The organism is Flaviflagellibacter deserti (genome assembly GCF_042652085.1).
Taxonomy (GTDB): domain Bacteria; phylum Pseudomonadota; class Alphaproteobacteria; order Rhizobiales; family Methylopilaceae; genus Flaviflagellibacter; species Flaviflagellibacter deserti.
Map to the genome: position 1 here is coordinate 1 of NZ_JBHSJF010000003.1, position 13,452 is coordinate 13,452.

The 13,452-nt window shown below is 64.0% G+C and carries 10 protein-coding genes; 6 read left to right on the top strand and 4 right to left on the bottom strand.

All coding sequences use genetic code 11. The annotated features are described in order from the left end of the window. Both ACFPFW_RS03175 and ACFPFW_RS03180 read right to left on the bottom strand, forming a co-directional pair. A partial coding sequence (locus ACFPFW_RS03175; RefSeq protein WP_379769394.1) for an ABC transporter ATP-binding protein occupies nt 1-1,249 on the bottom strand: 1,249 nt, incomplete at its 3' end. A gap of 85 nt (nt 1,250-1,334) precedes the next feature. After that, nucleotides 1,335-3,023: a methyl-accepting chemotaxis protein gene (locus tag ACFPFW_RS03180; RefSeq protein ID WP_114957416.1), complete on the bottom strand. Its 1,689-nt coding sequence runs from the start codon at nt 3,021-3,023 to the stop codon at nt 1,335-1,337. Nucleotides 3,024-3,185: 162 nt separating this feature from the next. Between ACFPFW_RS03180 and ACFPFW_RS03185 the strand changes: the two genes are divergently transcribed. After that, nucleotides 3,186-3,959 carry a hypothetical protein gene (locus tag ACFPFW_RS03185; protein ID WP_162799709.1) on the top strand — a complete coding sequence of 258 codons (774 nt, stop codon included), beginning with the start codon at nt 3,186-3,188 and terminating at the stop codon, nt 3,957-3,959. On the opposite strand, the gene ACFPFW_RS03190 is transcribed toward ACFPFW_RS03185, so the two are convergent. Together ACFPFW_RS03190 and ACFPFW_RS03195 are read right to left on the bottom strand one after the other, a co-directional pair. Beyond that, nucleotides 3,956-4,882, bottom strand: a complete 927-nt coding sequence (locus ACFPFW_RS03190; protein ID WP_114957418.1) for a response regulator — start codon at nt 4,880-4,882, stop codon at nt 3,956-3,958. The two genes, ACFPFW_RS03185 and ACFPFW_RS03190, sit on opposite strands and share 4 nt — an antisense overlap. Further along, entirely contained in the window at nt 4,875-8,234 is a 3,360-nt protein-coding gene (locus ACFPFW_RS03195; protein WP_114957419.1) for a hybrid sensor histidine kinase/response regulator, read from the bottom strand. Before ACFPFW_RS03195 ends, ACFPFW_RS03190 begins: the two co-directional genes overlap by 8 nt. A 266-nt stretch (nt 8,235-8,500) precedes the next feature. Between ACFPFW_RS03195 and urtA the strand changes: the two genes are divergently transcribed. The 5 genes from urtA to urtE all read left to right on the top strand — a co-directional run bounded on the left by urtA (nt 8,501) and on the right by urtE (nt 13,412). After that, complete coding sequence (urtA, locus tag ACFPFW_RS03200) at nt 8,501-9,760, top strand: urea ABC transporter substrate-binding protein (RefSeq protein WP_114957420.1); 1,260 nt, start codon at nt 8,501-8,503, stop codon at nt 9,758-9,760. 90 nt (nt 9,761-9,850) lie between these two features. Next, complete coding sequence (urtB, locus tag ACFPFW_RS03205; RefSeq protein WP_114957421.1) at nt 9,851-10,777, top strand: urea ABC transporter permease subunit UrtB; 927 nt, start codon at nt 9,851-9,853, stop codon at nt 10,775-10,777. A gap of 10 nt (nt 10,778-10,787) precedes the next feature. After that, a complete protein-coding gene (gene urtC / locus ACFPFW_RS03210) occupies nt 10,788-11,918 on the top strand; it encodes an urea ABC transporter permease subunit UrtC (protein WP_114957422.1) in 1,131 nt (376 codons plus the stop codon). A gap of 12 nt (nt 11,919-11,930) precedes the next feature. Then, the gene (urtD, locus tag ACFPFW_RS03215) at nt 11,931-12,710 is read left to right on the top strand and encodes an urea ABC transporter ATP-binding protein UrtD (protein ID WP_114957423.1); all 780 of its coding nucleotides are present in this window, start codon (nt 11,931-11,933) and stop codon (nt 12,708-12,710) included. A gap of 12 nt (nt 12,711-12,722) precedes the next feature. Beyond that, on the top strand, nt 12,723-13,412 hold the full coding sequence (gene urtE / locus ACFPFW_RS03220) for an urea ABC transporter ATP-binding subunit UrtE (protein WP_114957424.1): 690 nt from the start codon (nt 12,723-12,725) through the stop codon (nt 13,410-13,412). Nucleotides 13,413-13,452 lie beyond the last annotated feature (40 nt).

Consider the following 13,452-nt stretch of genomic DNA (forward strand, 5'->3'; position numbering starts at 1 on the left):
CCTGCTGGACGATGCCGATCTGGCTCCGGAGCGATGAAAGCGTCATGTCGCGGATGTCGATGCCGTCGATCGAGATCGATCCCGCGGTCGGCTCGTAGAACCGCGGCAACAGCGAGCAGATCGTGGTCTTGCCGGCGCCGGACGGGCCGACGAAAGCGATCGTCTCGCCGGCCTTGATCGACAGCTCGATGTTGTTCAGCACGGTCCGGCCGTCGCCATAGCCGAAGCTGACGCCGGAGAAGCGGATGTCGCCCGTGAGGCCGGAGACGGCGCGGGCATTGGGCCGGTCGGCGATGTCGGGCCTGGTCGCCAACAGGTCGAGATAGGAGCGGAAGCCGGCGACGCCCTTGGGATAGATCTCCAAGACCGCATTGATCTTCTCGATCGGCCGGAAGAACACCGTCACCAGCAACAGGAACGAGATGAAGCCGCCCTGCGTCAGCTCGCCCTGGATGACGAACCAGGTGCCGGCGACCATGACGATGACCTGGACCAGCCGCATGCCGAGATAGCTGAGCGAGGTCGAGGCGGCCATCAGCCGGTAGGCGTTGAGCTTGGTCTCTCGGTAGCGGGCATTGTCCTGCGCGAACAAAGCCCGCTCATGGTCCTCGTTGGCGAAGGCCTGGACGACGCGGATGCCGCCGACATTCTCCTCGATGCGGGCGTTGAAGGCGCCGACGCTCCTGAACAGCGCCCGGAAGTTCTGCGTCATCCGATTGCCGTAGCGGCTGGTCAGCACCGCGGCGATCGGCACGATCAGCCCGGTGATCAGCGCCAGTTCGAGGTTGACGCTCGCCATCAGCACGAAGGCGCCGATGAAGGTCATCACCGCGATGAAGACGTCCTCCGGCCCGTGATGGGCGACCTCGCCGACCTCCTCCAGGTCCTTGGTGACGCGGGCGACCAGATGGCCGGTCTTCTGGTTGTCGAAGAACGAGAACGACAGCTTCTGCAGATGGTCGAAGCTCTTCCTGCGCATCTCGGTCTCGATGTTGATGCCGAGCATGTGACCCCAATAGGTCACCACCACCATCAGCCCGGTATTGATCACATAGATGACCAGAAGGCCGACCGCGGCGATGAGGATCAGCGTCCAGTCGCGGTTCGGCAGCAGCTCGTCGACGAACAGCTTCACCGCCATCGGGAAGCCGAGCTCAAGCAGCCCCGACAGCACCGCGCAGCCGAAATCGAGCACGAACAGGCCCCGGTACGGAGCGTAATACGAAGCGAACTGGCGGATCAGGGTCATGAGAGCTGGGGCTGCGGCGCAAAAAAGGAAGACGCCGTCTCTGCGGCGTCTTCTAAACCCCCGGGGGTCGGTCGGCAACGCGCCGTTAGGCGGCCCTGAGGCGTCCGATGAACGAGCCGACCTGGCTGCGCAGCCCGTCGGCCTGCCTGGCGAGGTCGACCGCCGCATCGACGATCTCCGCCGAGACGCGGCTCGTATCGCCCGCCGCCTGCGTCACACCGACGATGTTCGACGACACTTCCTGGGTGCCGCTCGACGCCTCGGCGATGTTGCGGGCGATCTCGGTGGTGGCGGCGCCCTGCTGCTCGATCGCGGCGGCGATGGCGGTCGAGATGTGGTCGATGTTCTTGATCGTGCCGCTGATCGTCGAGATCGCCGAGACGACCTCGGTGGTCGAGGACTGAACGGCCTGGATCTGTGCGTTGATCTCCTCGGTTGCCTTCGAGGCTTCGGCCGCGAGCTGCTTCACTTCCTGGGCGACGACCGCGAAACCGCGACCCGCCTCGCCGGCGCGGGCGGCCTCGATCGTGGCGTTGAGCGCCAAGAGGTTCGTCTGCTCCGAGACGTCGCGGATCAGGTTCAGCACTTCGCCGATACGCTGAGTGGCGGTGGTCAGCGTCTGGACGATCGCGACCGTCGACGTGGCCTGGTCGGTCGCGCTCGACGTGGCGCGGGCGGCGGAGGTCACCTGCTCGGCGATCTCGCGGATCGAGGTGGTCAGCTCCTCGGCCGCGCTGGCGACGGTCTGCACATTGTTCGTGGCCTGCTCGGCGGCTGCCGCGACGGCGGTCGACTGATGCGTCGTCTCTTCGGCGGCGGAGCTCATCGAGGCCGCGTTCTTCTCAAGGTGCTCGGCGGCGCTGGAGACGGCGTTGACGATGCCCAGCACCTCCGCCTCGAAAGCGTCGGCGATCTGCATCAGCGCGGCGCGCTGTTCGGCGTCGGCGCGTTCCTTCTGCGCCTTCTGTTCCTGTTCGAGCGCACCGACCGCGAGGGCGTTCTGCTTGAACACCTCGACGGCGGCGGCCATGGCGCCGATCTCGTCCTTGCGACCGACGGCCGGCACCTCGACTGAAGTGTCGCCGCCCGCGAGCGCGGACATCGCGTTCGTCATCTTGCCGAGCGGGGCGATGACCGAGCGGCCGGTCAGGAAGTTCATGCCGAGCGAAATGACCACGCCCGCGACGAGCGCCGCGATCATGATGTTGATCGCTTGCGCCGCGAGCGCGGCATCCTTGGCGGTCTGCTCGGCGAGGACCGTTTCCATGGTCTCGGACGCCTTCTCCATCGCGGTTTCGAGCTGACCGAAGATGTTCAGGAATGCGGGGAGCTTGCCTTCGGCTGCGGCCGGGTCGTCCACGCCGAGCTGGGCGACGTAGGTGGCCGTCGAGGCATAGGAATCGAGGGGCGACTTGACCTGGTCGAGTTCAGCCTTGATGGCGGGAGGAAGGTCGAGGGCAAGGTTGGCGGCGACGCTCTCCTTGAAGGTCTGGATATGCTCCGCGACCTCCTTCATGACGTCGGCCTTGTCGGCCTTCGATCCGGATTTGCCGGCACGCAACGCCGAGAGCACGTCGGCGCGAAGCGCGTCGTGCATCATATCGGCGGCCATGTGATTGCGGATCGCCTGCGAGGCGATCTCACCCTTCTTCAAGGCGACCAGGAGCTGGTCGACGGTCCAGATGCCGACGATGGCTACGATAGCGGTCAGTACGGCCGCAGCGACGCCATTGAGAAGGAACTTGCCCTTCAACCCGCGAAATAATGCCAACATGTTAGTTTCCCCGGAAGCTCCATTTTGCGGAGCGTTAGCCCGGCGTTAGGCTTAACGGAGAGTGGTTAAAACATCCGTATTTCCCCCCATATCCTTGAACCATCCTCATCTCTGTGCAGACAAAGCTTTCAAGTCGGATTTTGCTTGCGGGGACTTGGTTTAATGAAATCGGAGAGGGTGCTGATCGTCGCCGGTGCGATTTTTTCTTTTGCCTGCGCCGTAAATTTTTCTTGGGCACAGGAGGCTGAGATTCCGCCGGTCCAGTATCCCGTCCTGCCGGCGCAATCCGCCGACGCGAACGGCTTCGTGCCTGAGGGCTGGCTGATCGACACCAGGTCGGAAGGCGACCTCAACAAGGACGGCCTCGCCGACCTGCTTCTCGTCCTTCGCGACAACGATCCGACGAACGTGCTGAAGAACGACAGCTTCGGGCCGCCTGAGCTGAACACCAATCCGCGCATGATCGCGGTGGCGTTCGCGGGTGGCGAGGGCAAGCCCTACTTGCTTGTCCTGCAGAACCACACGCTCATTCCCCGCCACGAGCAGTCCACGCTCGACGATGCGTTCGACAACACGACGGCGCCGACGATCGCGCGCGGCGCATTCTCGATCTCGCTCGGCCTGTTCGCGAATGCAGGCGGCTGGGACATGAGTAATGCGACGCTCACCTTCCGCTATCAGAACGGCCGGTTCGAGCTGATCGGCTTCGAGGAGAGTACCGTAAGGCGCAACACTGGTGCGATGACCACTACGAGCGCCAATTTCTCGACCGGCAAGGTGCGGCTCGACACCGGCAATATCGAGAACGACAAGACCAGGACCGTCTGGAAAACGCTTCCGAGAAAGGCGCTCCTGTCGATCGACGAAGTCGGCAACGGGCTCGACTATTACCCGCTGCCGCAACGCCCCAAGGGCGTGGACGCCGATCCGGGCTAGTCGATCTGGTCCTGCGTCAGGGTCCTGACCGCGATCGCGGCGGCAGAGGCGCGGTTCTCGACGCCGAGCTTCGAATAGATCTGCTCGAGGTGCTTGTTCACGGTGCGCGGACTGAGGCCGAGGATCTCGGCGACGTCCTTGTTCGACTTGCCGCGGCCGACCCAGACCAGTACTTCAGCCTCGCGGGCGGTGAGGCCCAGCCGCTCCTTCAAAGTCGTCTCCGGCAGAACGAAGCTCTCCTCGGCGACACGCAGCATGAACTGGTCCGGACCGGTCCGGGCGAGGAACGAGATCTGCAGGCGGCGGCCCTCGATATCGGCGCTGATCTGCGCCGGCGCGCTCGCCGAGCGGGTCGCCTGCCCGATCCAGACGCGGACGGCGAGAGGCAGCGCCTGCTGGCTGGACCGCCCCAGCGCGGCTGAGCCGAGCAGACGACGCGCCTGCGGCGTCGCCCACAGCAGCTCGCCGCCCGCGCTGACCGCGAGCAGGAAGCGGCCGGTCACGTCGAGCGCGACGCGGGCGCTCTGCGCGGCGCGGGCATTGGCCAGGTGCACGCGGATGCGGGCGAGAAGCTCGTCCGGAACCACCGGCTTGGTGATGTAGTCGACGCCGCCCGCCTCCAGTCCGCGAACGATGTGCTCGGTTTCGGTCAGGCCGGTCATGAACACGACCGGAACGTGCGACAGCGTCTCGCTCTGCTTCAATAGGCGGGTGGTCTCGAAGCCGTCCTTCCCCGGCATCACCGCGTCCATCAGGATGATGTCGGGCGTCACCTGCTCGACCAGTTTCAGGGCCGAATCGCCGTCGACCGCGACTAGGACGGTCATGCCGGCCTCGTCCAGCACGTTTGTCAGCATGCCGAGATTGTCCGCCGAATCCTCGACGACCAGAACGATGTCGCGGGGATGGCTCGTGTCACTCACCGGGGACGCTTTCGAGGGCTGACATGTAGCGGCGTAGGTCGAAGTTGCGGACGTGGGTGGCGAGATCGTCAACAAACGGCTTGCTCTCCGGATATGTCTCTTCGAGTTCGGCCAGTTTCGCCTCGATGCCGCGAATGTAGCCGATGCTGCCGAGACGCTTGAGTTCGTCGATGTCGCTGCGGCCGAGTGTGACGGTGTGGGCGTCCGCCCGACCCGTCGGCACCATGATCGGCTCGGCGCTCTCATGGATCCATTCGAGCTTCATCAGCGCGGCGATGCGGTCCTGCAGTTTCTGGATATCGACCGGCTTCGGGATGAAATCGTCGTGGTTATCGCCGGGAATCGCCTGGCGCTGCTCGGTGACGTTAGCCGAGACCATGATGATCGGCGCCTGCTTGTGGCCCGCCGCCCGCAGTCTCTCCGCGAGTTGCAGGCCGGTCATTCCGGGCATCGCGATGTCGAGGATGAAGAGGTCCGGATCGCAATCCTCGACCAGTGACAGGCAGGACGGACCGTCCGGTGCGGTCAGCAGCGTGAAGCCGATCGGCACCAGCACTTCGCGCATCAGGTCGCGATGGGCGACATCGTCGTCGGCGACGACGACGGTGCGGCGCGGACCGAGATAGCCGGTGATCTTGCGGCGCGGACGGAGCTGCAGGCTCGGATTGTTCACGGCGGCCAGCAGCAGGCGGACGGTGAAGACCGTGCCCTTGCCGACGATGCTTTTGACCGTGATCTCGCCGCCCATGATCTCCGACAGCAGGCGGGTGATGGTCAGGCCAAGGCCGATGCCGGGCGTGACTTCGGGATCGAGGCCATGGCCGCGTTCGAACGGCGCGAAAACGCGTTCGATATCGGCCTCGGGAATGCCCGGCCCGGTGTCCGAAATCTCGAACTCGGCGACACCGCTGCGCATGCGCAGGGTCAGTGCGATCTCGCCCTGCTGGGTGAACTTGATCGCGTTCGACAGCAGGTTGATCAGGATCTGCCGAAGGCGCTTCTCGTCCGTCGAAATGACCGGCGGAATCTGGTCGGGCCTGGTGAAGCGGAACTCCAGCCGCTTCGTCTGCGCCTGGAGGCGGAACATCTCGACGATCTGGTCGAGGAATTCCGGCAGCCGGACCTCGTCGCGGCTGAGCTGCAGTCGCCCGGATTCGATCCGGGAAATGTCGAGCAGGCCGTCGATCAAGCCAGACAGATGCTCCGCCGAACGCCGGATCACGCGGACCCCACCTCGGCGATGCTGCGGCACCGCCTCGTCACGCTCCATGAGCTGCGCGTAGCCGAGAATCGCGTTCAGCGGCGTCCGGAGTTCGTGGCCGATGCCGATGACGTAGCGGCTCTTCGCCTGGTTCGCGGCTTCGGCGACGTCGCGCGCTTTCTGGAGCTGCGCGTCGGTTTCCTCGTGCGCCTCGATTTCGCGGAAGAGAAGGCGGGTCTGGCTCGCCGATTCCTCTTCGGCGACGCGGCGGCTCTCGTGCGCGAGGACGAACAGCCAGGAGGCAATGCCGCCGATGATCGTCAGCGGGAAGAACACGGCCCAGAGCGTGTTGCCTATGATCAGCTTCTGGTCGGTTGCGTTGATCGTCGCCTGGAAATAGACGAGCGCGAGCACCGAGGCCATCACCCCGGTACTGAAGACGAACAGGCCGATGAAACGGCCGACACCGCTGTCGAGCTTGGCTGCGATCCTCGCCGGCATCAACATGTGGACGAGCGATGATATCTGCTCGTTCAGCCGGCCATGCGGCTTGCAGCCGTCGTGGCACCGCGCGTCGAGCGAACAGCAGAGCGAACAGATCGGTCCGCTATAGACCGGGCATGCGGCCATGTCCTGCTGCTCGAACGAATGTTCGCACACGCAGCACTGGATGGTCCTGCGGCCGCTCCAGTCGGCGCGGGGCTCGCGGGCGAGGTAATAGCGGCCGCGCGTCGCGATCGCGATGACCGGACTCGCGACGAACGCCGTACCGAGCGCGATGAAGGGAGCAAGCGCCTGCGGCACCTCCCCGAACGTGCCGCCGAAAGCCACGAGCGCGACGACGCTCGCGAGCACCATTGAGCCGACGCCGACCGGGTTCACGTCGTAGAGATGCGCCCGCTTGAACTCGATGTGTTTGGGGCTGAGCCCCAGCGGCTTGTTGACGACGAGGTCCGCCACCAGCGCGCCCACCCAAGCGACGGCGACGACCGAATAGAGGCCGAGCGTCTGCTCCAGCGCCCGGTAGATGCCGAGCTCCATCAGGAGCAACGCGATCGCGACGTTGAAGACGAGCCAGACGACGCGGCCGGGATGGCTGTGGGTCAGCCGGGAGAAGAAGTTCGACCACGCGATCGAGCCGGCATAGGCGTTGGTCACGTTGATCTTGAGCTGCGACAGGACGACGAAAACGACCATCAGCAGCAGCGCGAGGTCGGGTGACGACGTCACGTATTTGAACGCGACGAGGTACATCTCCGTCGGCTGCGCGGCCTCCTCGAACTCGAAGCCCTGTGCGACGGCGAGCACCGCGAGGAAGGATCCGATCAGCATCTTGACGATGCCCGGCACCACCCAGCCGGCGCCGCCGGTGAACAGCGCGAGCCACCATTTCACATGCGTGCCTTTGCGGGCGCGCGGCAGGAAGCGCAGCACGTCGACCTGTTCGCCGATCTGCGCGATCAGCGAGAACACGACGCCCGATGCCGCTCCGAAGAGGACGAGATTGAACCCGCCGCCGTCCTCGTCCGGGAACTTCATCCACTCGCGAACGGCCTCCGGGTTTTTCCAGAAGATGAACAGAAACGGCAGGATATGCAGCGCGACCCAGATCGGCTGCGTCCAGACCTGAAACCGCGTGATCCAGGTGATGCCGTGCGTCACGATCGGGATGACCACGAGCGATGAGATGACATAGCCGAGGGGCAGCGGCAGGCCGAAGCACATCTGCAGCGCCGCCGCCATGATCGCGGCCTCGATGGCGAAGAAGATGAATGTGAAGCTCGCGTAGATCAGCGAGGTGATCGTCGAGCCGATATAACCGAAGCCCGCGCCGCGGGTGAGCAGGTCGATGTCGACGCCGTACTTCGCCGCGTAATAGCTGATCGGCGCGCCGGTCAGGAAGATCAGCACGCTGACGACGAGGATCGCGGCCACCGCATTGGTGAAGCCGTAGTTCAGCGTGATCGCGCCGCCGATGGCCTCGAGCGCTAGGAACGATATCGCGGCAAGGGCGGTATGCCCGACGCGCAGCGCAGACCATGTGCGGGCGCGCTCCGCGGTGAAGCGTAGAGCGAAATCCTCAAGCGTCTGGTTGGCGACCCACTGATTGTATTGTCGCCGCACCCTGACGATGCGCTGGCGCCCCGACATCCCGTCCCCGAAGTTCCCTGCCCCCGATCCTTGCGCCGCACTCTGCAAATTCCGTTCCGTACGCAACCCAAGCCCCTCACGGCCACGACAAAATGCGGGGTGGCGCCGCAGGTCCGGCGCCACCCCGCTCCAACGGAGATGCATGTGAACTCTGGGCGTTAACCCCGTGCCGCGACATACGTTAAACGACGTATACCGGTGCTTGCAGAACCCGAACACCATTCCCCGCAATGAGGTCGGAGGCCTCGTTCACAGGGGGTACCTATATGTCAGACGACAACAAGTTCGGTCCGGAGTCGCAACTCCGCCGCAAGCTTCTCATGGGAATGGCCGCCATCCCGGCAGCCGCTCTCATGCCGAAGGTTGCATTCGCCCAGGCGCCGGCCACTTCGGCGATCAACACGACGGGTCTTGCCGTCACGGACACCGAAGTGACCGTCGGCATCCTGCATTCGGTCACCGGCACGATGGCCATCTCCGAAACGGGTTCGGTGCAGGCCGAGAAGCTCGCGATCGAGCAGATCAACGCCGCGGGCGGCGTGCTCGGCCGCAAGATCAAGTTCATCCAGGAAGACGGCGCGTCCGACTGGCCGACCTTCGCCGAGAAGGCCAAGAAGCTCCTCGTCCAGGACAAGGTCGCGGCCATCATGGGCTGCTGGACCTCGGCCTCGCGCAAGGCGGTGCTGCCGGTCATCGAGCAGTACAACGGCATGCTCTACTATCCGACCTTCTATGAAGGCCTCGAGCAGTCGAAGAACGTCATCTACACGGGTCAGGAAGCCACGCAGCAGATCCTCGCCGGCCTCGACTGGGTCAACAAGACCAAGGGCGGCAAGAGCTTCTACCTGATCGGCTCGGACTACATCTGGCCGCGCACGTCGATGAAGATCGCCCGCAAGCACATCGAGGCCCACCTCGGTGGTTCGGTCGCCGGCGAAGAGTACTTCCCGCTCGGCCACACCCAGTTCAACTCGGTCATCAACAAGATCAAGCTGAAGAAGCCCGACGTGATCTACTGCGCGGTCGTCGGCGGCTCCAACGTCGCCTTCTACAAGCAGCTCAAGGCGGCCGGCATCGACCTGTCGAAGCAGACCCTCCTGACCATCTCGGTCACGGAAGACGAGATCGACGGTATCGGCGGCGAGAACATCACGGGCGCCTATGCCTGCATGAAGTACTTCCAGTCGCTCGACAATCCGAACAACAAGGAATTCGTCACCGAATTCAAGAAAATGTGGGGCGAGAAGACGGTCATCGGCGACGTCACGCAGGCGGCCTATCTCGGTCCGTGGCTCTGGAAAATGACCGTCGAGAAGGCGGGCAGCTTCGACGTCGACAAGATCGCCGAGGCCTCGACCGACATCGAGTTCACCAAGGCGCCGGAAGGCTACGTCAAGATCCACAAGAACCACCACCTCTGGTCGAAGGCCCGTGTCGGCCAGGTCCAGCCGGATGGCCAGTTCAAGGTGGTCTACGAGACGGCCGACCTCATCGAGCCGAACCCCTTCCCGGCTGGCTATCAGTGATCTGACGCTCGGGCGGGATGCGATGATCGCACCCCGCCCGGCTTTCTTTTCGGGGGCTGAGGCGTGCTGCGGGGCACGCGGGAGGGCACGATGTTTTCGGATTATTCCTTGGCGGAGCTAGGCTCCATCTTCGTGATGCAGGGCTTTGCGGGCCTCATCCTGTTCTCGGTGTTCGTGCTGATGGCGCTCGGACTGGCGATTATTTTCGGCCAGATGGGCGTGATCAACATGGCGCACGGCGAGTTCATGATTCTCGGCGCCTACGTCACCTACTTCACCTCTCAGTTCTTCCTGAACTACCTGCCCAGCCTCTTCGGGGGCTACTTCTTCGTCGCGATGGGGCTCGCCTTCCTCGCCTCGGGCGCGCTCGGGATGTTCATCGAATGGGCGATGATCCGGCATCTCTACAAAAGGCCGCTCGACACCCTGCTGGCGACCTGGGGCCTCAGCCTCATCCTGCAGCAGCTCTACCGTTCGTTCTTCGGCCCGCGCGAAGTCGGCGTCGAACTGCCTGAATGGATGATGGGTTCGATCGCGCTCACCGATTCCGTCGAGGTGCAGATCAACGGCCTGTTCGTGATGGGCCTCACCACCGTCATCACCATCGTGGTCGCGCTGCTGATGTATCGCTCGCGCTGGGGCAAGCAGGTTCGCGCGGTCGTGCAGAACCGCATCATGGCGGGCGCCGTCGGCATCAACACCGAGAAGGTCGACCGCTACACCTTCGCGCTCGGCTGCGGCATCGCGGGCGTCGCGGGCTCCGCCTTCACCATGATCGGCTCGACCGGTCCGACTTCTGGTCAGCTCTACATCGTCGACACCTTCCTCGTGGTGGTCTTCGGCGGCGCGGCCAGCCTGCTCGGCACGATCGCCTCGGCCTTCACCATCTCGCAGGCCCAGTCGACCATGGAGTTCTTCCTCTCCGGTTCGATGGCCAAGGTTCTCACGCTGCTTGGTGTGGTGGGCATCCTGATGCTGCGGCCTCAGGGTCTGTTCACCCTCAAAGTCCGTCGCTGAGGAGGGCGCCATGAAGTCCACAGCTTTCCTCTCCCGCTCCGAGTGGATCGGAGTCGCGATCGTCGCGGCTCTGATCCTCGTGGTCCTGCCGCTCTCGGTCGATGGCTTCCGCCTCAACCTCGTCGGCAAGTACCTCACCTACGCCTTCGTCGCGCTCGGCCTAGTTATGTGCTGGGGCTATGGCGGCATTCTCAGCCTCGGCCAGGGCATCTTCTTCGGCCTCGGCGGCTACTGCATGGCCATGTTCCTGAAGCTCGAGGCATCGAGCGTCGAGAACACCAAGATCCAGTCCACCCCCGGTATCCCGGACTTCATGGACTGGAACCAGATCACCGCGCTGCCGTGGTTCTGGGAGCCGTTCCGGTCACTGCCGATGACGATCATCCTGGTCATCGCGGTGCCGGTGTTCTTCGCCTTCATCATCGGCTTCGCGATGTTCACCCGTCGTGTCGGTGGCACCTACTTCGCCATCATCACGCAGGCGATCGCCGCGATCCTGACCATCCTGATCGTCGGCCAGCAGGGCTACACCGGCGGCATCAACGGCATCACCGACCTGCGCACGCTCAACGGCTGGGACATCCGCACCGACGACGCGAAGTACATCCTGTACTTTGTCAACGCGGGTCTGCTGCTCGGCTGCGTCCTGATCGCCTACTTCGTCAAGCACTCGAAGCTCGGCCGCATCCTCGTCGCCATGCGCGAGAAGGAAGATCGCGTCCGGTTCTCGGGTTACTCCGTCGCGGGCTTCAAGATCTTCGTGTTCTGTCTGGCGGCCGGTTTCTCCGCCATCGGCGGTGCGATGTTCGCCCTGCAGGTCGGTTTCATGTCGCCGAGCTTCGTCGGCATCGTGCCCTCGATCGAAATGGTCATCTACACCGCCGTCGGCGGCCGCCTCTCGATCCTCGGCGCGATCTACGGAACGCTTCTCGTGAACTGGGCCAAGACCTCGTTCTCCGAGAGCTTCCCGGAACTCTGGCTGCTCGGTCTCGGCGGCCTCTTCATCGCCGTGGTGCTCGCCTTCCCGAACGGCCTCGCCGGTCTCTACCAGAGCTATGTCGAGCCGCGCCTCGGCAAGCTCACCGGCAAGAAGTCTGATGAAACCAATGGTGCACTGCCCCAGGGCAGCCCGGCCGAGTGAGGAGATAACGCCATGAACGCAGCACCCGTGAACGGTGTCATCTCCGACCAGATGGCTCCAGACTTCCTCCTCGCGGTCGAAGGGCTGACCGTCTCCTTCGACGGCTTCAAGGCGGTGAACGACCTGTCGTTCTACGTCGACGAACACGAGATCCGCGTCATCGTCGGCCCCAACGGGGCCGGCAAGACCACGGTGCTCGATCTCATCTGCGGGAAGACCAAGGCGACTTCGGGCTCGATCAAGTTCCGGAACCAGGAACTGACGCGGATGAGCGAGTCGAGCATCGTCAAGGCGGGCGTTGGCCGGAAATTTCAGAACCCGTCGATTTATGACGACCTGACGGTCTTCGAGAACCTCGAAATCTCCTATCCGAAGGGCCGCTCGGTCTTCGGCGCACTGACGTTCCGCCGCGACGCGGCCGTGAAGGAACGCGTGCAGGAGGTCGCCGAGATGATCTTCCTGGAGAACAAGCTGTTCGAGCGCGCCGAATTCCTCAGTCACGGCCAGAAGCAATGGCTAGAGATCGGCATGCTGCTGATCCAGGACCCGGATCTCCTGATGCTCGACGAGCCGGTCGCCGGCATGAGCGTCTCCGAGCGCGTGAAGACTGCCGAACTGCTCAACAAGATCATCGCCAACCGGTCGATCATCGTCATCGAGCACGACATGAAGTTCGTCGAGGACATCGCCCACAAGGTCACCGTGCTCCACCAGGGCAAGGTGCTCTCGGAAGGGACGATGGACCGCGTGAAGAACGACCCGAAGGTCGTCGAAGTCTATCTCGGACACTGAGGGGCGATCGCTATGCTGAATGTATCGGATCTGCACGTCGCCTACGGCCAGAGCGAAGTGCTGCACGGCCTGTCCTTCGACGTGAAGCCCAACGAGATCGTCGCGATCATGGGCCGCAACGGCATGGGCAAGACCACGCTGATGAAGTCGCTGATGGGCGTCGTTCCAACAAAGAGCGGCGCGGTGAAGGTCGGCGAGACCAACGTCACCACGATGAAGAGCTACGAACGCGTCGCCTCGGGCATCGCCTACGTCCCGCAGGGGCGCATGGTGTTCTCGACGATGACCGTGAAGGAGAACGTCGAGACGGGCTTGACCGTCACCGGCGACAAGGAGGTCCCGGGCGACATCTACGAGCTGTTCCCGGTCCTGCTCGAAATGAAAAGCCGGCGCGCCGGCAACCTCTCGGGCGGTCAGCAGCAGCAGCTCGCCATCGCCCGCGCATTGGCGTCCAAGCCCAAGGTCCTGCTCCTCGACGAGCCGACCGAGGGCATCCAGCCGTCGATCATCAAGGAGATCGGCCGCACGCTGAAGAAAATCCGCGACGAGAAAGGGCTGTCGATCGTCGTGTCCGAACAGGTGCTGAGCTTCGCGCTCGACATCGCCGACCGCATCCTCGTCATCGAGAACGGTTCGATCGTCCGCGAGGACGACCGTGCGTCCGTCGATGAGAAGAAGGTCGCGAGCTACCTGTCGGTCTAACGCGCCGGCCGTCCGCACTGGGGAAATGTACAGGGTTCAA

What these genes read in the sequence shown, in the direction of transcription:
- ACFPFW_RS03180 (WP_114957416.1), bottom strand. Translation starts at nt 3,023, where the DNA reads ATGTTGGCATTATTTCGCGGGTTGAAGGGCAAGTTCCTTCTCAATGGC.
- ACFPFW_RS03185 (WP_162799709.1), top strand. Translation starts at nt 3,186, where the DNA reads ATGAAATCGGAGAGGGTGCTGATCGTCGCCGGTGCGATTTTTTCTTTT.
- ACFPFW_RS03195 (WP_114957419.1), bottom strand. Translation starts at nt 8,234, where the DNA reads ATGTCGGGGCGCCAGCGCATCGTCAGGGTGCGGCGACAATACAATCAG.
- urtA (WP_114957420.1), top strand. Translation starts at nt 8,501, where the DNA reads ATGTCAGACGACAACAAGTTCGGTCCGGAGTCGCAACTCCGCCGCAAG.
- urtB (WP_114957421.1), top strand. Translation starts at nt 9,851, where the DNA reads ATGTTTTCGGATTATTCCTTGGCGGAGCTAGGCTCCATCTTCGTGATG.
- urtC (WP_114957422.1), top strand. Translation starts at nt 10,788, where the DNA reads ATGAAGTCCACAGCTTTCCTCTCCCGCTCCGAGTGGATCGGAGTCGCG.
- urtD (WP_114957423.1), top strand. Translation starts at nt 11,931, where the DNA reads ATGAACGCAGCACCCGTGAACGGTGTCATCTCCGACCAGATGGCTCCA.
- urtE (WP_114957424.1), top strand. Translation starts at nt 12,723, where the DNA reads ATGCTGAATGTATCGGATCTGCACGTCGCCTACGGCCAGAGCGAAGTG.